Origin of the sequence: Gilliamella sp. App4-10 (assembly GCF_001690495.1) — a bacterium.
GTDB classification, from domain to species: domain Bacteria; phylum Pseudomonadota; class Gammaproteobacteria; order Enterobacterales; family Orbaceae; genus Gilliamella; species Gilliamella apicola_G.
This window is the reverse complement of the sequence record NZ_LZGS01000039.1, coordinates 1-20,731: the sequence shown is the minus strand read 5'-3', so window position 1 is coordinate 20,731 and position 20,731 is coordinate 1. Positions and strand designations below refer to the sequence as shown.

Annotated in this window: 21 protein-coding genes and 2 rRNA genes; 10 read left to right on the top strand and 13 right to left on the bottom strand. The window is 35.6% G+C overall.

What is annotated here, in order from left to right:
• The first annotated feature begins 2 nt into the window (after nt 1-2).
• The 4 genes from A9G23_RS08605 to A9G23_RS08590 all read left to right on the top strand — a co-directional run bounded on the left by A9G23_RS08605 (nt 3) and on the right by A9G23_RS08590 (nt 4,318).
• Nucleotides 3-641, top strand: coding sequence for a hypothetical protein (locus tag A9G23_RS08605; protein ID WP_141670010.1), 639 nt, complete (start codon nt 3-5; stop codon nt 639-641).
• Nucleotides 641-1,252 (top strand): hypothetical protein, encoded by a 612-nt coding sequence (locus tag A9G23_RS08600; RefSeq protein ID WP_065587222.1) that lies wholly within the window; start codon nt 641-643, stop codon nt 1,250-1,252. The genes A9G23_RS08605 and A9G23_RS08600 overlap by 1 nt, the downstream gene beginning before the upstream one ends.
• A gap of 56 nt (nt 1,253-1,308) precedes the next feature.
• On the top strand, nt 1,309-3,879 hold the full coding sequence (locus A9G23_RS08595) for a tetratricopeptide repeat protein (RefSeq protein WP_081297007.1): 2,571 nt from the start codon (nt 1,309-1,311) through the stop codon (nt 3,877-3,879).
• A gap of 100 nt (nt 3,880-3,979) precedes the next feature.
• Nucleotides 3,980-4,318 (top strand): hypothetical protein, encoded by a 339-nt coding sequence (locus tag A9G23_RS08590; RefSeq protein WP_065587220.1) that lies wholly within the window; start codon nt 3,980-3,982, stop codon nt 4,316-4,318.
• Between the two features lie 91 nt (nt 4,319-4,409).
• On the opposite strand, the gene galU is transcribed toward A9G23_RS08590, so the two are convergent.
• The 6 genes from galU to A9G23_RS08570 form a co-directional block, all read right to left on the bottom strand.
• Nucleotides 4,410-5,324 carry a UTP--glucose-1-phosphate uridylyltransferase GalU gene (gene galU, locus A9G23_RS08585; protein ID WP_065587219.1) on the bottom strand — a complete coding sequence of 305 codons (915 nt, stop codon included), beginning with the start codon at nt 5,322-5,324 and terminating at the stop codon, nt 4,410-4,412.
• Nucleotides 5,325-5,343: 19 nt separating this feature from the next.
• A complete protein-coding gene (locus A9G23_RS11950; RefSeq protein ID WP_081297006.1) occupies nt 5,344-5,652 on the bottom strand; it encodes a DUF2569 family protein in 309 nt (102 codons plus the stop codon).
• Nucleotides 5,653-5,818: 166 nt separating this feature from the next.
• Complete coding sequence (locus tag A9G23_RS08580) at nt 5,819-6,361, bottom strand: hypothetical protein (protein WP_065587218.1); 543 nt, start codon at nt 6,359-6,361, stop codon at nt 5,819-5,821.
• A 56-nt stretch (nt 6,362-6,417) separates the two neighbouring features.
• A complete protein-coding gene (locus tag A9G23_RS11270; protein WP_176700253.1) occupies nt 6,418-6,549 on the bottom strand; it encodes an entericidin A/B family lipoprotein in 132 nt (43 codons plus the stop codon).
• Nucleotides 6,550-6,593: 44 nt separating this feature from the next.
• The gene (locus tag A9G23_RS08575; protein ID WP_065587217.1) at nt 6,594-7,787 is read right to left on the bottom strand and encodes an amino acid aminotransferase; all 1,194 of its coding nucleotides are present in this window, start codon (nt 7,785-7,787) and stop codon (nt 6,594-6,596) included.
• Between the two features lie 273 nt (nt 7,788-8,060).
• Complete coding sequence (locus A9G23_RS08570) at nt 8,061-8,444, bottom strand: RidA family protein (RefSeq protein WP_065587216.1); 384 nt, start codon at nt 8,442-8,444, stop codon at nt 8,061-8,063.
• A gap of 193 nt (nt 8,445-8,637) precedes the next feature.
• Here A9G23_RS08570 and ffh point away from each other — a divergent pair, with 193 nt between their 5' ends.
• Nucleotides 8,638-10,005 (top strand): signal recognition particle protein, encoded by a 1,368-nt coding sequence (gene ffh / locus A9G23_RS08565; RefSeq protein WP_065587215.1) that lies wholly within the window; start codon nt 8,638-8,640, stop codon nt 10,003-10,005.
• A 113-nt stretch (nt 10,006-10,118) separates the two neighbouring features.
• Here the strand turns inward: ffh and A9G23_RS08560 are convergent, their stop codons facing one another.
• Nucleotides 10,119-10,991 (bottom strand): EamA family transporter, encoded by an 873-nt coding sequence (locus tag A9G23_RS08560; RefSeq protein WP_065587214.1) that lies wholly within the window; start codon nt 10,989-10,991, stop codon nt 10,119-10,121.
• Nucleotides 10,992-11,116: 125 nt separating this feature from the next.
• Nucleotides 11,117-12,103, bottom strand: coding sequence for an octaprenyl diphosphate synthase (ispB, locus tag A9G23_RS08555; RefSeq protein WP_065587213.1), 987 nt, complete (start codon nt 12,101-12,103; stop codon nt 11,117-11,119).
• Nucleotides 12,104-12,257: 154 nt separating this feature from the next.
• Here ispB and A9G23_RS08550 point away from each other — a divergent pair, with 154 nt between their 5' ends.
• A complete protein-coding gene (locus A9G23_RS08550) occupies nt 12,258-13,007 on the top strand; it encodes a TonB family protein (RefSeq protein WP_065587212.1) in 750 nt (249 codons plus the stop codon).
• Between the two features lie 68 nt (nt 13,008-13,075).
• On the opposite strand, the gene pepP is transcribed toward A9G23_RS08550, so the two are convergent.
• A complete protein-coding gene (gene pepP / locus A9G23_RS08545) occupies nt 13,076-14,392 on the bottom strand; it encodes a Xaa-Pro aminopeptidase (protein ID WP_442899773.1) in 1,317 nt (438 codons plus the stop codon).
• A gap of 30 nt (nt 14,393-14,422) precedes the next feature.
• Nucleotides 14,423-14,965 carry a UPF0149 family protein gene (locus A9G23_RS08540; protein WP_065587210.1) on the bottom strand — a complete coding sequence of 181 codons (543 nt, stop codon included), beginning with the start codon at nt 14,963-14,965 and terminating at the stop codon, nt 14,423-14,425.
• A gap of 145 nt (nt 14,966-15,110) precedes the next feature.
• On the opposite strand from A9G23_RS08540, the gene A9G23_RS08535 reads away from it, so the two are divergent.
• From A9G23_RS08535 to crr, 4 genes are all read left to right on the top strand, one after another.
• Nucleotides 15,111-15,443, top strand: coding sequence for a hypothetical protein (locus A9G23_RS08535; RefSeq protein WP_141670011.1), 333 nt, complete (start codon nt 15,111-15,113; stop codon nt 15,441-15,443).
• A gap of 138 nt (nt 15,444-15,581) precedes the next feature.
• Complete coding sequence (gene ptsH, locus A9G23_RS08530; RefSeq protein WP_034911114.1) at nt 15,582-15,839, top strand: phosphocarrier protein Hpr; 258 nt, start codon at nt 15,582-15,584, stop codon at nt 15,837-15,839.
• Nucleotides 15,840-15,891: 52 nt separating this feature from the next.
• Complete coding sequence (ptsI, locus tag A9G23_RS08525) at nt 15,892-17,619, top strand: phosphoenolpyruvate-protein phosphotransferase PtsI (protein WP_065587208.1); 1,728 nt, start codon at nt 15,892-15,894, stop codon at nt 17,617-17,619.
• Between the two features lie 9 nt (nt 17,620-17,628).
• The gene (gene crr, locus A9G23_RS08520; RefSeq protein ID WP_065587207.1) at nt 17,629-18,132 is read left to right on the top strand and encodes a PTS glucose transporter subunit IIA; all 504 of its coding nucleotides are present in this window, start codon (nt 17,629-17,631) and stop codon (nt 18,130-18,132) included.
• Nucleotides 18,133-18,211: 79 nt separating this feature from the next.
• Here the strand turns inward: crr and pgi are convergent, their stop codons facing one another.
• The 3 genes from pgi to A9G23_RS08505 form a co-directional block, all read right to left on the bottom strand.
• A complete protein-coding gene (gene pgi / locus A9G23_RS08515) occupies nt 18,212-19,861 on the bottom strand; it encodes a glucose-6-phosphate isomerase (RefSeq protein WP_065587206.1) in 1,650 nt (549 codons plus the stop codon).
• A 157-nt stretch (nt 19,862-20,018) separates the two neighbouring features.
• Nucleotides 20,019-20,134 (bottom strand): 5S ribosomal RNA (gene rrf, locus A9G23_RS08510).
• A 169-nt stretch (nt 20,135-20,303) separates the two neighbouring features.
• Nucleotides 20,304-20,731: ribosomal RNA gene (locus A9G23_RS08505) — 23S ribosomal RNA — on the bottom strand; the annotation flags it as partial.

The window sequence follows — 20,731 nt, the reverse complement described above, 5'->3', positions numbered from 1 at the left end:
TTATGAAATTTAAGAAATATATATCATCTTGTCAGTTATGTATGGCATTGATGTTAACCATCGTTAGTAATCAGTCACATGCGGATGCGACACTTAATTTAACATCTGAACAGTGGCAAAAAGAAATTCAACAACGTTTTGATGCAATTAATGAGAATGGTGAACCCGTTGAATGCGTTGTATTTGTAAACATTGATAAATTCCCTTATCACTTTGATTATTCTAGATTAGTATCAGAGCCTCTATTGATGGCGGTCGATGCCGAATTAGTTGATGAGTCGATCAAAGTGAGAAGTCACTCTGAGCAAAATTATCGATACACTTATCACCTCACCGAAAAAGGGAAACGCTACTATAAGGCTTGGCCTAAATTACGGCATTCTGGTTTTTGTTTTGGTAAAGTCACGGTTGAAAAAATAAGCAAAACCGATAAGATTGGTAATTATGTTACTGTTGAGTACCAATATAAAGTGGAAGATTTTCCTGCCAATATTGAGCCTATTTTATCAAAACAAAATTCGTATATTAATAATCCATCAAGAATCGCAATCGCTACATTTAGTTTAGATCAAAACAATCAGCTTTATAGCGTGTCAGGAATTGGTTTAATTACCCACATCTACGAAGGATGGCATCAATAATGAAATTAAAAACACTACTTATGTTGCTTTGTGGTTTGTCGCTTGTGGCTTGTGATAACAACATTAATAAAGATAAATTACAATCGACAATCAATAATAATCAACCATTGTGTTATTCTTTACCTAAAGAAGTAAGATCATTTCCTAAAGATATTTTTGATGACAATATCGGTGAAGATAATCTGAATGATGAACTATTAGATATCTTTGTCGATTTAAACTTATTAACTAAACGTAAATTATCCATAACCAAGTTGGATGGGTCATTAACTTATGCCACAAGATATCGATTATCCCAAGAAGGTAAAACGTATTTTAATCCAGAAAAAGGGGGTTTTTGTTTTGGCAAAGTTGAAATTAATGATGTGTATAACACTGAGTCGGTTTTAATAGGATATAATAAACGCAGTAAAACGTCAAAATGGGTCTATTATCATTATTTCTTTAACGATATTCCTGATTGGGCAAAAGATAAACGCCTAACACAATATTATATAACTCCTTTGCTAAACACCGAACGGCTTTATGATGCAAAGGCAATTCATTATCAACCTAGTTTATATTTTTCTTCATTTGAAGTTGATAAAACTCCATTAATCCAACTTCGCTAAATTGAAGGAAGATCGTTATCTATTTTGTAATGTACTAAAAAATAAGATGTAATAAAATGAATAATATAAGAATTTTGTTTTTATTGTCCATGTTTTTGGCTTTCCCATGTTGCACATTTGCAAGCGTCATCTATCAAGAAGATTGGTATTTAGCTATCGAAAAGAAAGACAGCGTTGCCCAATATAAAATCGCTCAGGCTTATAGCCCTTTAACAAAAAACGATAGTTATTATTGTCACCCTAATCAGTTATATTTTAGTCATCATAATAAAAAATTGTCAGGTTGCCGCGATAAATCTGCCGATAAATATATCGAGTTTTTAACAAAATCGGCCGAAAACTTATACCCTATCGCCCAAAAAGATTTAGGTATTGCTTATATTAAAGGAGAATTGGTGCCTAAAGATATTAAAAAAGGGCTTTATTGGTTAGAAAGGGCTGCCTCACCGATTTCAGACAAAGCAAAATTTCGAATCATTGAAGGCACATTTTGGTTAGCACAGCCAAATGGTAAAAAAATTGGCGTCGGCGAAGCCCATTATTGGTTAGGATTGCTTTATCACGAAGGGACGGAGGTTAAAGCCGATTATACTAAAGCAATCAAGCATTATAAAATAGCTAGTACAAGTACCGATTGGGGAGTTTATAATCTTGCACAATATCAACTTTATAAACTCTATCAAGATAAGCTCAATGATCCCAAAAAGTCACTCTACTGGCTTGAAAATACAGCAAATAATACCGGAAAATTTGTTGATGAACAAATGTTAGAAACGTCAATGCAAATGGCTAATTACTTTTTGGATGGTGGGCAACCCGACGGTTCTAAATTAGATACTCCTAATTACCTTTGGGCAGCAAAATGGTTATTAAAAGTAGCCGAACAATCTAACATATCAAAAGAGTCTAAACAAATAGCAGCTTTCCAATTAGGGTGGCTTTATTTAAATGGTTTAGGTGTAGAAAAAGATATTGGAGAAGCAATAAAATATTATCATTTAGGCATGTACCAAGATGACCTAACAGACTATCAGATGAACTTAAAAAAATATAAATACGTTACATCTTCAACTGATATGTCATTGCAAAATCAATTTTTACATCAAGTTATTACGCCATTTTATATAAACAACTTTGATATTGCTGAAGCCCAAAAGGTTATCGACGTTGTTTTTGCAGATAACCCTAAAGATAAAGAAGTTTTTTATGAAAAACTGATAGAAGATCTAGTCGAAACACTTCAAGTTGAAAGTTATGTTTTATTACGTAAATTTGAATCTATTCCTCTTTTGCTGAAACTTGCCCAACAACAGGAAATGGCTTATGGTTTTTATCGTGATGCTAGAAATATTGAAGGTAAAACAACTAATGAATTGATAGATCTTTATCAATCAGCATTAAAAATTAAACCCAACAATCCGACAGCGCTTTATCAATTTGGTACGTTATATGACTTTATTCTTGAGGATGAAAAGACAGCAATAACCTATTACCAACAAGCGGCTGAATTAGGCAATTCAAAGGCAAATTATCGGTTAGGTGTCATTTATTATTTAGGCAAAGGCGTTGAGCAAAGTTATCGTGAGGCTTGGCAATATCTTGATTTGGCAGCTAAGCAAGGTTATCAACCCGCACAGGATTTTTTGATCACAATTGATAAATCTCATCCTGAATTTGATTGGTTAACAACCCAATATCTTAATCATCAACAAGTGTACCGTTCTCCAACGGTTATGGTTGATGGAATGGATTGGTTACAAACTCAAAGCGAAGAGAACCAAAACGATAAAGCCACATATCACCAAATAAGACATGATTCAAATGGGAATGGGCTAAAAACGTATCAAGGTTGTAAAGCCGCATTGTCACTTGCAGCTAATGGTGATACTTTTGCACAAGGTGAGTTGTTAAGTCAAATGAGTAACGGTGCAGATTCTTTTATTTGTACACCTAAGAAAGAGTTGCTCTTTAGTTGGATTGATAGCAGTAATAAAAATGATCACAAGAAAGCATTTTTAAAATTACAATATTATAAATTATCAAAACAATATAAAGAATTCCAAGCTATGCTTAAAGTTCAAGTTGCAGGTAATAATCCTTATGCAATATTTGAACTGGCACAAAAACAGGTTAATTTGCCAAATAATACCGTGCTACCTTATATAAAAACATTACTAAAATCAGGCAGCCCAGCTGCTGCAAGGCTTTTAGCTTTTTATTATGAAAATACAAATATTAATACGTTTGAATATACTAAATTAGTTTTATTACAAAATGATTTAAGTCAGTACTATTTAGATCCTGAAATTAGCGAATACTATCAAAAAAATCGCTTCTCAAAATACTTTTATGCAAATTTAAAATTATCCTCGACTGATATTTATAAAATATGGTTTGAACTTGCACAAATGCATGAACAAGGAATAGAAATTCCGAAAAATAATGTGTTAGCTTTAGTTTGGTATCGTTTATTAGTTGAATATAATCAAACCCAAGCAACAACAAAAGTAGCGCAAATTAGTGCTCAATTAACCGAAGAACAACAAGCAGAAGTGAATAATATATTAAGTAACTATCGTAATTTATATCGTTTTCTTCCGTTAACACATTTAGATATAAATGAATAACTAGCTAAGTATGATAATGCTTAACTAAAACAAATAAATCAAACCGCCGCATTCAATGCAGGCTGGTGTTGTGATAGTAAGTTAATATAGGTAATAAGATATGAGTAATATTGTTATTGAAAAAAAAAGTAAATCAATTAGCCACAAAGTACTTTGGGCATTAGGAGCTGTTTTTCTAACATTGGTTATTAGTGGTGGCTATTATTTTTTTAAAAATAATGCTTTTTTTGCTAGTCAACCAGTACCTCAACAGCCAAAAAACATCAAAATTACTGAAGTTACACCTCGATTTTTTGGTTATTATCGGCATCCCCTCGTATTCAATTGTATTGATTCTATTGAATACGATGGAAAGCGCATTGAAATATCCAAAATAGACTATTATGAAGATAGTCCCAAGGAGCTACAAAATATACGCGAAAATTGCATACCTTTTTAAAGGTAAAATTGATATTAATAAAATATTCAAATTTAAGAATGAAAAAAGACGCAAACTGCGTCTTTTTAATATTGTTTGATGTTATATAAAACTAAAGCGTCTTTAACCACGCTTTAACATCTTTACCTAAACTTTTGTGACGTATTGCGTATTGAACAAAGGTTTGCACATAACCGAGTTTATTACCACAGTCGTGGCTACGGCCTTTTATGCAATAAGCATCAACACTATCTTCTTCAAGTAGCATGGCAATTGCATCGGTCAATTGAATTTCACCACCAGCACCTAATGGTGTTTTGGCAAGTAAAGGCCAAATCTTTTCAGATAATACATAGCGTCCAACTACCGATTGGTTTGATGGCGCTTCTTCAATTGATGGCTTTTCAACAACACTATACATTTGTGCAATATTACCTGCAGATAGAGCTTCACCACGACAATCAACAATACCATAAGAAGACACTAATTCTTTTTGCACTGGCTCTACCATGATTTGGCTATGTTTGGTTTCATGATAATTGTTGATCATAGCGGCTAGATTATCTTTGGTAAGATCACTTTCATATTCATCAATAATCACATCGGGCAAAACGACAGCAAATGGTTCATCACCCACCAATGGATAAGCACATAATACCGCATGACCAAGTCCTTGAGCTAAACCTTGACGGATGCTGGTTATTGTTACATGCTTAGGTAAAATGCATTTTACTTCTTGCAATAACTGGCGCTTAACTCTGGCTTCTAACATGGCTTCTAATTCAAAACTGGTATCAAAATGGTTTTCAATTGAATTTTTTGATGAGTGTGTAACAAAAATAATTTCAGTTATTCCTGCGGCAATACACTCTTTAACCACATATTGAATAAGTGGCATGTCAACAACTGGAAGCATTTCTTTTGGAATAGCTTTAGTTGCTGGTAACATGCGCGTCCCTAAACCGGCAACAGGGATAACCGCTTTTTTGACTTTCCCACTAGCTGAACTTTCTAAATTTGATGTCATTTTATTTCCTTAAAACAAATTAATTAATAATAGCGCTACAACTACCTTCACTACAGCAACCATTAACAAATGTATTTTTGACTCGCACTGACTTTAACACATAAGGGATCCAAATACAGTTAGAAATGATTACTCTACCAATACATCTGATATCAGAAAAATTAAATTCAAATTGCAATATTAAAAGGTTTAAATATATATTTAATAGCATGAAAACAATATCACTGATTTTAAATGTAATAAAAAAAATAGCAAATTTATAATTTTTAGTAAAATATAGATATATGATATAGACGTTTAAAAGCAAAATTAAATTCGTTAGTCCGATTTCATTAAAAAAACAACTAAAATTAGCTAGGTAAAGTTCTAATGAGGATCAGGTAATTGTGACCATATGCCACTAAATACAATCATATTTAATGCATAAAAAATAAGAAAAATAACGCCAATAATATTTATAATTAAATCAATACCGAAAAAAATTAACCAATCGCTTAATCCTTTAAGTTCTTTTGCCTTGGTGATTTTTGTGCCTGTTTAATAATTGATAAATCACTAGATTGAATTAGTAAGGAATTATCCCTATCTTTGGCTAAAGAATCAATAGCGATATAAACGATTTGGCAATTCTGTAACACGGCTTGTCTTACTACGAATTTGGCTTTACGGTCACGCGCTTCTTTTTGAGCTTTACTGATATAAAGGTCATCGTATCCATCATCATATAAAGAAGCCCTTTCGAACAAATTTGGAGCTCGCCAAAATGTTTCTTTGGGATAATCTCGTACCAAAATTTGATCAGTTAATTTACCTTTTATTCCAGCATAATAACTTGGTAAATGTTTGCTTTCTCGGCTTTGGGCAATATAAACACGCTGATAACTTTGTGTATTTGAGGGGAGTTTATTTAATAAAAATTCAAGACCTGATAAGTTGGAATACTGGCAATTTTCCAGCGTTAAAGGTGCCGTTCGAAAGTTTAACGAACCGCACCCAGTAAGTAAGAACAATGTAACTATAGACAAAATACGTAACATTTTTACTCTAAAAATAGTTAAAAAGCGAAAATATTGCTAGACATATATATCCTTAGTTACAATTTATCACTCACTTTTTCGGCAGTATGTGAAATGGCCTTTCCGCCAGATTCAACATCTTGACCAACACCTTTAACGGTGTTACATCCAACAACTAAAGTTGCCATTACTATACCTAATATTAACATTAACACTTTATGGAACATAAAATATACTCCTTTTAGTAACATGTTTATTTTAATGTAGCAAATGCTTCTGCCACACGATCGATATTATGGTGATTTAAACCCGCTACACACATCCTTCCGCTGCCCACCAAATAAACAGCAAAATTATCTTTCAATTGTGTAACTTGCTCTTTATTAAAACCGGTATAACTGAACATGCCTCGCTGTTTAACCAAATAATCAAAATTACGATCAGGTACAGCTTTTTTTAATAATTCAACCAGAGTTGATCGCATGGTTACAATGCGATTTCTCATTGATTCGACTTCTTTAAACCATTGCGCTTTAAGCTCTGGATGATTTAATACATAACTAACTAACTGCGCACCATAAGCTGATGGACTTGAATAATTCTGGCGAACGGTAGCTTGTAACTGCCCTAATACGCACCCAGCGACATGACTGTTATCGCATAAAACAGATAATCCGCCAATACGTTCACCATAGAGTGAAAATGTTTTGGAAAATGAGTTACTGACAAATCCACACAATCCTGTCTCTGCCATTTTTCGAATCGCATAGGCATCATCATCAATACTTTCGCCAAAACCTTGATAAGCAATATCCATAAATGGAATAAGATCACGAGCCTTTAATACCTCGATCACTTTATCCCACTGCGTATGTGTTAAATCAGCACCGGTTGGGTTATGGCAGCAAGGATGAAGTAACACAATGCTTTTAGCAGGTAACTGATTTAATGTTTCAAGCATTGCTTCAAATTTTACGCCACAAGTTTGCTCATCAAAATAGGGATATTTGTTTACCTTAAACCCGGCACCGCTAAAAATAGCGATATGATTTTCCCATGTTGGATCGCTGACCCATACTTCAGATTTTGGGAAATAGCGAAATAAAAAATCAGCCCCTATTTTAAGAGCACCTGAACCACCTAATGTTTGTATCGTTGCGATACGTTTATCTTTATAAGCCGAATGATCTTCACCAAATAATAGAGACTGAATTGATTGGCAATACGCTGGCAAACCACTCATTGGCAAATACAGCTGTGCACCTTGATTGAGATGATAAATATCATCACGAGCAGTTTTTATACATTGCAATTGGGGAACGACGCTGTTTTCATCATAATAATAACCAATACTTAAATTCGTTTTATTATCTCGGCTATCATTCATAAACTCAGCGACTAACGATAAAATGGGATCCCCTGCATACGATTCTACTTTTTCAAACATGTTCACAATCCAATTGGCACAAAAAACAACAATAAATATTTGTAGATTATTGCACCAACTTTATTGGCAATCAATCATTAAATAGCAGTTTAACAATAAATAATTAATTTGATCTTTGGTTAGAAAATGGCTGTATTTTTGATAGTAAAAAGTAATAGATGAGATAACTAAAAATATAACGTGTTTTAACCCGATTTTTATACTAAAACATAGGGTTTCCTGAAACTTTTTGACAAAAATTAGCACCTTTTGGTGCTAATCAGGTAAGCAAATTTATTTAGCCGCAATAACTTCAATTTCGACTTTAGCATCTTTAGGAATTCGGGCAACTTGCACGCAAGAGCGAGCAGGGAAAGAGGCATTATTTTCAGTGAAAAATGCTTCGTATACCGCATTTACCGCAGCAAAATCATTCATATCAGCTAAAAAAATAGTTGTTTTTACGATATTACTGACTTGATAACCTGCCGCAGTGACAATCGCTTTAACATTGGCTAAACTTTGTTTGGCTTGTTCTTTCACACAACTAGGCATTTCACCTGTAGCGGCATCTAGTGGGATTTGCCCTGAGGCAAATAACATATTACCTAAATCGACCGCCTGAACATAAGGCCCAATAGCGGCTGGTGCTTTGTCAGTACTAATTACTTTTGCCATACTCGATGTTCTCCTTATTTATAATCTACCCTGCTTTTTAATAACTAAAATGGTTAAGGTATTCGCTTCTTGTTTGTCCTCATTTCAACAGGATCGCAATTTGCTGTCAAGTTGGCGCAAAATTATGATCGTGGGACTTATTGAAATTTTCTGATATGATAATGACAATTTTTTATTTATTACGAGAGTTAATATGTTCGAAAATTTAACCGACCGTTTATCACAGACATTCCGCAATATCAGTGGTCGTGGGCGACTATCTGAAGACAATATTAAAGATGCGTTGCGCGATGTGCGTATGGCATTACTCGAAGCTGATGTTGCCCTGCCAGTGGTTCGTGAATTTATTAATCAAGTTAAAGAAAAAGCCGTTGGATTAGACGTCAGCAAGAGCCTAACACCGGGACAAGAATTTATCAAAATAGTTCAAGATGAACTTACAAGCGCAATGGGTGAAGTCAATAGTTCGCTCAATTTGGCAACCCAACCACCTGCTGTTATGTTAATGGCAGGGTTACAAGGTGCCGGTAAAACAACTAGCGTTGCTAAACTGGCTAAATTCCTAAAAGAAAAACAGAAAAAGAAAGTACTCGTGGTGTCTGCCGACGTTTATCGACCCGCTGCAATTAAACAGTTGGAAACACTGGCTAAAGCGATTGATGTTGAGTTCTTTCCATCTGATATTACTGAAAAACCGGTCAGTATTGTAAATAAAGCTATTTCTCATGCAAAATTGCAATTCTTTGATGTACTTATTGTCGATACTGCGGGTCGTTTGCATGTTGATAACGCCATGATGGATGAAATCAAAGCACTGCATCAAGCCATTAATCCAATTGAGACATTATTTGTGGTTGACGCCATGACTGGGCAAGATGCAGCCAATACGGCTAAAGCTTTCAACGATGCTTTGCCACTTACCGGTGTAATTTTAACTAAAGTTGATGGTGATGCGCGTGGTGGTGCGGCGCTATCCATTCGTCATATTACCGGTAAGCCGATAAAATTCTTAGGGATGGGTGAAAAAACTGACGCTTTAGAGCCGTTTTATCCAGATCGTATTGCTTCGCGCATCTTAGGTATGGGTGATGTGCTATCTTTGATTGAAGAATTACAACATAATGTCGATCGCGAAAAAGCAGAGAAAATCGCCAAAAAACTGAAAAAAGGCGATAAGTTTGATTTTAATGACTTTCAAGATCAACTCAAGCAGATGCGTAATATGGGCGGAATGGGCACTCTGCTAGCTAAATTACCCGGTGTGGGTCAACTTCCTGATCATATCAAAGCGCAGATGGATGATAAAATCACCATCAAAATGGAAGCTATCATTGGCTCAATGACATTAAAAGAACGCGCTAATCCTGAAATCATTAAAGGTTCACGCAAACGCCGTATTGCAAACGGTTCTGGTACCCAAGTGCAAGATGTTAACAAACTCTTAAAACAGTTTGAAGATATGCAAAAGATGATGAAGAAAATGAAAGGCGGTGGCATGATGAAGATGATGCGCCAAATGAAAGGGTTAATGGGTGGCGGTATGGGATTCCCGCCTCGTTAAGTCATTACAAACGCTTGTTTCAACGAAAATGAGTGATAGCAAACTACCACTATCACTTTTCCGCAAAAATATCGCGCTTATAAACAGCGCGATAATACTTGCCATTGACAAATTTAATTGCTTGGTTTAATCGATTTAACCTTTGTTGGCCTGCTCATTGTAAGTACTGTACCTATCGATGATATAATAATAAACACAATGGCTATCCACTGATAGTGGGTTAATTGTTCATGCAAAACAATAAATCCAGAAAGTGCGGCAAAAACAGGTGACAAACTCATTAATGTACTAAATGTTTGCGCGGGTAATTTGGGAAGTGCAATCATATCCAAACCATAAGGAATGGCCGATGCTAATAACGAAACCACAAAAATCAGTGGTAGCAATTCCAACGAAAACAGGGTACTGCCAGTTTGCCAGATGCCGATAGGAAATAAAAAGCACGAAGCAATGCCCGACCCAATCGCTACACTTGCTGAGCCATAAATAGCACTCGCTTTGCGTCCAAATAAAATATAACATGCCCAGCCACTTCCCGCTAATAGCGCAAATAAAATACCCATTGGATCTAAATTACTTGACGCTTGAGTTAGTGGTAAAAGCATAGCCAGCCCCATAATTGCAACACCTAACCAAATAAAATCAAGCACTTTCCGTGAAGCGCACATCGCCACCATAATAGGCCCGGTCAGTTCAATGGCAACAGCAATACCAAGCGGAATTCTGGCGATTGCGTTATAAAACGCTAAATTCATGCAACCAATTGAAATACCATATAAAGATATGTATTTCAGTGCTTGTTTTGTCATTGCTTTGCGCCACGGTTTGAAGATTAACACTAACATAATTGCCGAAAAAAATAATCGCCAAGCTGTCATCCCCTCTGGCCCTAACACAGGAAATAGATATTTGGCTATAGACGCACTGCCTTGAACCGAAATCATCGAAATAAAAATTAACAAAACAGGCCAAGACCTTTTTAGCATAAATAATTACCTTAATTGAAGTTTGAAGTTATTGTATATAAAACTCATGACAAGAAGTTTCAGGAAACCATGCGTTTTAGTATAAAAAACGCATGGTTTTATTGATTTATTGGCACATTGGTAAGTTAGTTTTCTCTTTTTACTGACAATAAGGCAAGATCTTGTAACGCTTGTTTATAAGGCGAATCAGGTAAAATGGCAATAACGTCAAATGCTTTTTGCGCTTCTTTTTGAGCGGTTTGTAACGTAAAATCTAGCGAACCACATTCGTCCATAATGTTTAAAATGCGGTCTAACAATGGTCGACCATTACCTTGCTCTATTGCTTGACGAATTAATGCCGCATCTTGGGCATTTTTAGTGTGGTGCATAGCATGTAAAAGCGGTAAAGTGGGTTTACCTTCATTCAGATCGTCCCCTAAATTTTTACCTAATTTTTCATTACTATCGGCGCTATAATCCAGTAAATCATCAATGATTTGAAAGGCTGTGCCTAGATATTTGCCATATTCCTGTAAAGCCAACTCTTGCTCTTTATTTGCACCAGCTAGCACCGCAGCCGAATGCGAAGTTGCCTCGAATAAACGAGCTGTTTTGCGATAAATCACTTCTAAATATTGTTCTTTAGTGATATCGGGATCGTTACAATTAATTAACTGTTGTACCTCACCTTCAGCAATCACATTGGTTGCCGCCGACATAATCGTCAATACTTTAAAAGATTCAGTACGCACCATCATTTGAAAAGAGCGAGTATAGATATAATCGCCAACCAGTACACTAGCGGCATTGCCAAAAAGTGCATTGGCGGTTGATTTGCCACGGCGTAAATCTGACTCATCAACAACATCATCATGCAATAAGGTTGCTGTATGAATAAATTCAATAAAAGCCGCGGTAATAATATGTTTATCGCCTTGATAGTTAAGTGCTTTGGCAATTAACAACGCGATTACTGGGCGTATGCGCTTTCCACCACTACTAATGATGTAATTGCCTAACTGATTGATCAAAGCCACATCAGAACTCAGTTCTGCTTGTATTGCTTGATTCACTTTGATTAAATCTTCTTTAACAAGATCGAGTATTTGATTCATTGACGCAGTATTCATCAGCCTAACCATTATAAATAACAGATATTTACTTTCTATTATCTGATAAATATCATGAAGCAACAAGGTGTCATCTATCATATTTCAAAAAACACTACAAATGATAAGCATTTTCATTTAGAATGCTGACCTTAAGTTAAAAATGATTATTATTATGAAGATTAACTTTGATATAGACATAGATGATACCAAGGTCCCTTTGTGTCCGACGAAAAAACAACCTATAAATGCCTATGCATGTACATCGGTATCTGTACTGTCGCATCTTGTCTTATTTGCACTGCTCTTTAGTTCCGCCTTGTTTGCTAAAAACATTGTTGTTGATGCAGGTGATAATTCGATTAAAGCTATTATGGTCGATATCTCACAATTAGCTGCACCAAAACAATCATTAGTAGAAAATACCCCCGAAATTCCAGGCGTGGAAAATAGCGAACAGATTGATAACAAACTAATCGAAGAACTTCCCATTAAACCTGTTATTGAGCCTAAAGTTGTTAAAGAAGAACCAAAACAAAAGAAAAAGCGTCCTCCTGCTCAAAAAGCATCACGTCAACAAGTTAGACAAGAAGTGATTAGCGACAAGGTTGCTAACACTGCTGTAGCACCGCAGATTTCAGATAATCGTCAATATTCTGGTAATCCTTTGCCAATTCGGCGCAACCAACCTGAATACCCACGCCGAGCGCTAGATATGCGCTTGGAGGGTTATGTAGTCGCGCTATTTGATGTAAACAGTGATGGACGAGTTGAAAATATTCGAATTATAGAAGCAAAACCTAATAATATTTTTAATCGTTCCGTGATTAATGCCATGAAAACATGGAAATATAAGCCAATTGCGGCCAAAGACCTGAAAATAAAAATTATTTTTAACCGCAATAAATCAATTAGTTTGAATTAATAACGAGAGATATAGACAACAACAAAAGAGCCATAACTTCTGTTTAAGAAATTACAGCAATAGCGTAACTAATGAGTAAGTGTGTTTGCCATCAATTGTTCAATTTGATACGGATCTTTAGGTACATTACTCGTCAACACGTCATTTCCTGTCTCAGTAATTAAGATATTATCTTCAATCCGAATACCAATGCCTTTATATTGTGCAGGTACATCTGCGTCTTGATTAATATAGAGTCCGGGTTCAACGGTTAATACCATCCCTGGCGCTAAAATACGATCTCGACCACTACCAACATCATGCACATCTATGCCTAGCCAATGTCCTAAACCATGCATATAAAATGCAGTGTAATCTTTATTGGCAATTAACGTTTCCACATCACCATGCATAATGCCTAATTTAATTAAACCTGCTACCATCGTTCTGACCACATGATTATTCACTTCCATGATTGATGTACCGGGCTTAAATAATTGAATCGCTTGATATTGCGCTGCTAACACTATGTCATAAATCTCACGTTGAGCTTGGCTAAATTGACCATTAACAGGAAAAGTGCGAGTAATATCACCTGCATAGTATTGGTATTCACACCCAGCATCAATCAAAACTAAATCTCCATCCTTTAGCTGCTCACTATTATTTTCATAATGTAAAATACAACCATTATTACCGCCGCCAACAATAGTGTTATAAGATGGAAAGCGTGCTCCATGCCAAGCAAATTCGTGTAAGATTTCAGCTTCTAGTTGGTATTCAAACATTAATGGTTTACACTTTTGCATCGCTCTAACATGGGCTTGCGCACTAATTTCACAAGCTTGGCGTAAAATTTTGATTTCAAAATCTGATTTAAACATACGCATTTCATGGACTATCGGTCGCCAATCAATCATGCTGTTGGGGGCAGAAAGATTCATTCGGCTACCTTGTCGTAAAATACGCATGGCACTATCAACAATTTTATCGGCATAGGCATACTGTTGATCGGCATGATAAATCGCCGTTTTGCCATTTAATAAATCGGGTAATATTGTTTCTATCTCATCAAAGGGATGCGCCTTATCAACCCAAATTGCGCCTAATGCGGCTTGTTGACCTAAACGGTAACCAGTCCATGTTTCTGCAAGTGCATCTTTTTTACGATTAAATAATACATATCTAGGCGTATTATCATTTTGTTTCACCACAGCAAAAACGGCTTCTGGCTCGGCAAAAAGCGTAAAATACCAAAAATCGCTATTTTGCCGATATGGATAATGGGTGTCATTACTACGCGCGGCTTCAGGAGCTGCAAAAAAAAGCGCAATACTATTTGGCACCATTTGCGCTAATAATCTTTCTCGACGTGCAAAAAGTTCTGTTTTGATATCAGTGTTTATCATTGTAATGACCTTGAAAATGTATAATTATTAATGGATTGTTGGGATGATATCTGACTCATTAAATTCATCAAAACATAGCATAGAAGTGATGCGAACATACTCTTTAATCTCTTCAAAAGCAAAACCAAGCTCTTGTTGATCTTCAGTTTCATCATAACCCAGTTTAACAATTTGCCGTAGGTCATAAATCGCTTCGCCCACATCGCCTTTGATATAATTAATTTTAGGTTGTACAAGACCAATACCAAGTAAGAAATGATTTATCCAGCCGACTAAATCATCAAGCTGTGAATATAAATCTTTGTCACTGATTAATAATTGAAAGCTAAAATCTTCATCAAAGAACTGTTGCTTAATAATCGTATAAAGTTGACTAATTTTCTCATCTAATGATGCTGGCATTTTTTCACCATTATTTAACATATCTTCAACCAATGGCCGCCAGCTTTCATCATAATTACCTCCAGCTAATATACCTGAAAGAAAACCATGCAATTCGGCTGCGGTAATACCTATTTTATTCTGGATTAGTAAACGATTAAATTCGTCGTAATTAATAGTATCTGACATAAAATTCCCCTAATCTTGTTACATCACGAAAAAATGTACTCTGCACTTTCTTCAATTATTAGTATATAATTTGTATATAATTATAAATAATAAACAGGTTACTGTGCTTTATAAAGGAATTATTTTGAATATTGTTGGATTTATTATGCAATTGTCTCTGCAACTATTATTTCTTGCAGGATTAACATTCTCATTAACCTCCTGTAGCTCGTTTTTATCGAATAAAGGCGTAATTATCCTTGATGTGCAAGATAAAATACATACCAATGTAACCAGCAAAGATTTACCTAAAAATTATACATTAGGTACTAGTGCACAAGAACTACAACGATTTGAAACTTTCTGCAGAGAAGAGATCCGCGCATCACAACTTGAAGGTAGTGAAGAAATCGTTTTTGAAAATATAAAACATGGAATCCATGGACAGGTAGAATTTAAAAAATGCAGTGATAAAGTCACTCGTATCTACCGATACTAATAAAATATAGCTATCTTTATAAATTATAACTAATACGATTGACTTAATATAAAAGATCTATGAAATCTTACTAGCCTTTCAGGCGGTTTTTATTTATATTGGTCACTGAAATAACAATATTTTTGGGAGTAAAATAATATGTACAAACAAGATGTAACTATTACTGCATCTAACGGTCTTCATACCCGCCCTGCTGCGCAATTTGTGAAAGAAGCAAAAAACTTTAATGCAGAAATCACTGTCACATCTAATGGCAAAAGTGCTAGTGCTAAAAGTCTATTTAAATTACAAACATTAGGCTTATCACAAGGCACAACTATTACTATTTCTGCCGAAGGTGAAGACGAAAAAGAAGCAGTTGCCCATTTAGTAAAATTAATTCCTGAGTTGGAATAATAACTCCCAATTAGCTATGAACGGTTTTAAAATTGAATAAGGATTAAATGTTATGGTATCAGGTACACTTGTTTCCCCAGGTATCGCTTTTGCTAAAGCGCTATTATTAAAAGAAGAGCCTATTGTTATTAGTAATAGGCAAATTCTTGATAACAAGATTGACGCTGAAATAGAGCGCTTTAAGGAAGCTCGAGAAAAATCAAGCAAACAACTACATGCTATTATGGAACGAGCAAAAACCACATTAGGTGAAGATAAAGCGGCTATTTTTGAAGGTCATATTATGCTTCTTGAAGATGAGGATCTTGAACAAGAAGTTATTTCTCGTATTCAAAGTAAACATTCAACCGCTGATGCCGCTGTTCAATCTGTCTTTGAAACTCAAGCTAAAGAACTAGAAAATCTAGATGATGAATATCTAAAAGAACGTGCAGCAGATATTCGTGATATCGGTAAACGTTTACTCAAGAATATTTTAGGTATTGAAATTGTTGACTTGAGCGCTATTACTCAACCATGTATCTTAGTTGCAACTGACTTAACACCTTCTGAAACAGCTCAGCTAAACTTAGAGATGGTATTAGGTTTTATTACTGATGCTGGTGGGCGTACATCGCATACTTCCATTATGGCTCGTTCTTTAGAAATTCCAGCTATTGTAGGAACATCTAATGCCACCCAAGAGATCAAGCAAGGTGATTTTGTTATTTTAGATGCTATAAATAATGCTATTTATATCAATCCAGATCACACCACTCAAGAAAAGTTAAAACAAGTTCAAGCTAAATATATTAGCGACAAAGAAGAACTAGCTAAATTGAAAGATCTACCGGCTGTAACGCTTGATGGTCACCAAGTAGAAATTTGTGGCAATATTGGTACAGTGCGAGATATTGCAGGTGCTGAACGTAACGGTTATGAAGGTGTTGGTCTATACCGTACGGAGTTCTTATTTATGGATCGTGAAGCTTATCCTGATGAAGAAGAACAATTTAAAGCTTATAAAGAAGTGGCCGAATCAACCAATGGTTTATCCGTAATTGTCCGTACTATGGATATCGGTGGTGATAAAGATGTGCCTTATATGCATTTACCAAAAGAAGAAAACCCATTTTTAGGCTGGCGTGCAATCCGTATCTGTTTAGATCGTAAAGAAGTTCTTCATGCACAATTACGCGCAATTCTACGAGCGTCAGCATTTGGTAAATTACGCATTATGTTCCCAATGATTATTTCTGTGGAAGAAATTCGTACATTAAAATCTGAAATCAATATTCTTAAAGAACAATTAAATGCCGAAGGTAAAGCGTTTGATAAAAATATTGAAATCGGTGTAATGATTGAAACACCTGCAGCAGCCGTCATTGCACATCACTTAGCCAAAGAAGTAGATTTCTTTAGTATCGGAACCAATGACTTAACACAATATACGCTTGCTGTTGATCGTGGTAATGAACTTATTTCACACCTTTATAATCCATTTTCACCTTCAGTGTTAACGTTGATTAAGAATGTTATAGATGCTTCTCATAAAGAAGGAAAATGGACAGGTATGTGTGGTGAACTTGCAGGTGATGAAAGAGCCACAATCTTATTGCTTGGCATGGGACTTGATGAATTTAGCATGAGTGCAGTATCCATTCCTAAAATTAAAAAATTAATTCGCAACACTAATTATGAAGAAGCGAAAAAATTTGCTAATACTGCGCTAGAAAAAGCAACATCAAAAGAAATTATGGATTTAATTGAAAATTATACTGCTGAAAAGCAAATTTGTTAGGAGACAATGATGGGTCTATTCGATAAAATTAAGCAATTAGTATCTGATGATAATAAAAACAGCATCGAAATTATTGCACCCTTAAGTGGCGAAATTGTCAAAATCGAAGATGTACCAGATGTGGTTTTTGCTGAAAAAATCGTTGGTGATGGAGTAGCAATTAAACCTTCTGGCAATAAAATTGTTGCACCATTAAGTGGTAAAATTGGCAAAATCTTCGAAACCAACCACGCTTTTGCTATAGAATCAGATGAAGGTATTGAACTTTTTGTTCATTTCGGAATTGATACTGTAGAATTAAAAGGTGAAGGTTTCACTCGAATTGCTGAAGAAGGTCAACAAGTAAAAGTAGGCGATACCATTATTGAAATCGATCTACCGCTACTTGAAAGCAAAGCCAAATCTGTATTAACACCTGTAGTTATTTCTAATATGGAAACCGTAATAGAGTTAACTAAATTATCTGGCTCTGTCGAAGCAGGTAAAACTGCAATAATGCGTGTAAAAAAATAATTATTTCATTATTATAAAAAAACCTTCAGTTTTGGCTGAAGGTTTTTTAGGTTAAAACATATCTATTTTTTAAGACTACTTAACGCCACTTTTTGTATTGGTTAATTAAGTTATTAGTTGAATCATCATGAGAACTTACTGGTTTATTATCTGATAATTCAGATAAAATACGTCCAGCTAATTGCTTACCAAGCTCAACACCCCATTGATCAAAACTAAAGATATTTAAAATAATCCCTTGGGTAAAAATCTTATGCTCATACATGGCAACTAACGCACCAAGGGTATAAGGGGTGATTTTTTTCACTAATATTGAATTAGTTGGCTTATTGCCATCAAAGACTTTAAATGGTACCACAGAGTTTACTTCGTCAAGTTTTTTACCAGCAGCAATAAATTCTTGTTTAACTTGCTCTTTTGTTTTACCAAAAGCTAAAGCTTCGGTTTGTGCAAAAAAGTTAGATAACAATTTCGGATGATGATCACCAACTGGATTATGGCTAATTGCTGGAGCAATAAAATCACAAGGAATAAGTTTAGTTCCTTGATGAATTAATTGATAAAACGCATGTTGACCATTAGTTCCCGGTTCGCCCCAAATAATTGGGCCGGTAGTATAAGGTGTTTTATTGCCACTTCGATCGACACTCTTACCATTTGACTCCATATTACCTTGTTGGAAATAAGCCGCAAAACGGTGCATATATTGATCATAAGGTAAAATCGCCTCGGTTTCTGCACCACAAAAATTGTTGTACCAAATACCAATTAACGCCAGTAAAGTTGGGATATTTTTATCAATTGGCGCACTTTGGAAGTGTTTATCCATAGCATGCCCACCAGCTAGAAATTGTTTGAAATTATCAAAACCGATTGATAACACAATCGATAAACCAATGGCAGACCAAGATGAATAACGTCCACCAACCCAATCCCAAAATTCAAACATATTGGCGGTATCAATACCAAACTTTTCAACTTCCTTTGCATTAGTTGATAGTGCAACAAAGTGCAAAGCAACCGCTTTATCGTCTTTTGCCGCATCAAGTAACCATGATCGTGCCGTTTGTGCATTAGTCATGGTTTCTTGTGTAGTAAAGGTTTTAGACGCCACTAAAAATAAAGTGGTTTCAGGATTTAAACCTTTAACAGCTTCAACAATATGTGTACCGTCAACATTTGAAACAAAATGCATATTTAAATGATTTTTGTAAGGACGTAGCGCTTCGGTAATCATATGAGGACCCAGATCTGAACCGCCAATCCCAATATTAACAACATCAGTAATTGCTTTACCTGTGTAACCTTTCCATTCGCCACTAATGATTTTTTTACTGAATGATTCCATCTTAGCTAAGACAGCATTAACATCATCCATCACATTCTTACCTTCAACATAAATTGGGGTATTTGATAAATTACGTAACGCAACATGTAATACTGCCCGATTTTCTGTACGATTGATTTTTTCACCACTATACATAGCATTAATCGCACCAGTTAAATCACATTCATCAGCAAGTTTATACAGTAATTCTAGCGTTTCTTGTGTTACTCTATTTTTTGATAAATCAACCAAAAACTCATCTTCAAAAGGAATACTCAGTTTTTCAACTCGGTTAGGCTCCTCTTTTAAAAGTTGAGCAATGGTTTTATCTTTATTTTTTTGATAACTAGCTTGAAGGGATTTCCAAGAATGGGTAGTAGTTGGATCTATTGACTTTAGCATAATTTATTCCTTAAATAATATCGCATTGCAGCCATAATAGCATTGCAGCCATAATATGGCTATGCCTAAAATGATGCAAGATAAGGATCTTGTCAATAAAAAAATGCCAAAAGCAAAAAAGCCCAGCATCACTGCTGGGCTCTCTCTAAATTTAAAAGTCTGGCGGCACCCTACTCTCACATGGGTAATACCCACACTACCATCGGCACTACGGCGTTTCACTTCTGAGTTCGGCATGGGGTCAGGTGGGACCACCGCGCTATTACCGCCAGACATATCCTGTCTTCTCTTCTTCTACATCAATGATGCTATAATAAAATATTATACCTCTTCACCATCAATATCTCAATCCAGAACAAACTGCTTTATCATTCTTTAATCAACCTCAGTCAACCTAGAATATTAAAAACTCTCGCGTAACCCCAAAACAACTCCGAGTTGTAAGGTTAAGACTCTCGGTTCATTAGTATCAGTTAGCTCAATGTATCACTACACTTACACACCTGACCTATCTACGTCTTAGTCTCAAACGGACCTTACTGAATCTCTTCAGGGAAAACTCATCTCGAGGCTAGTTTCGTACTTAGATGCTTTCAGCACTTATCTATTCCGCACGTAGCTACCGGGCAATGCAATTGGCATCACAACCCGAACACCAGCGGTGCGTTCACTTCGGTCCTCTCGTACTAGAAGCAAACCCTCTCAATTTTCCTACGCCCATGGCAGATAGGGACCGAACTGTCTCACGACGTTCTAAACCCAGCTCGCGTACCACTTTAAACGGCGAACAGCCGTACCCTTGGGACCTACTTCAGCCCCAGGATGTGATGAGCCGACATCGAGGTGCCAAACACCGCCGTCGATATGAAC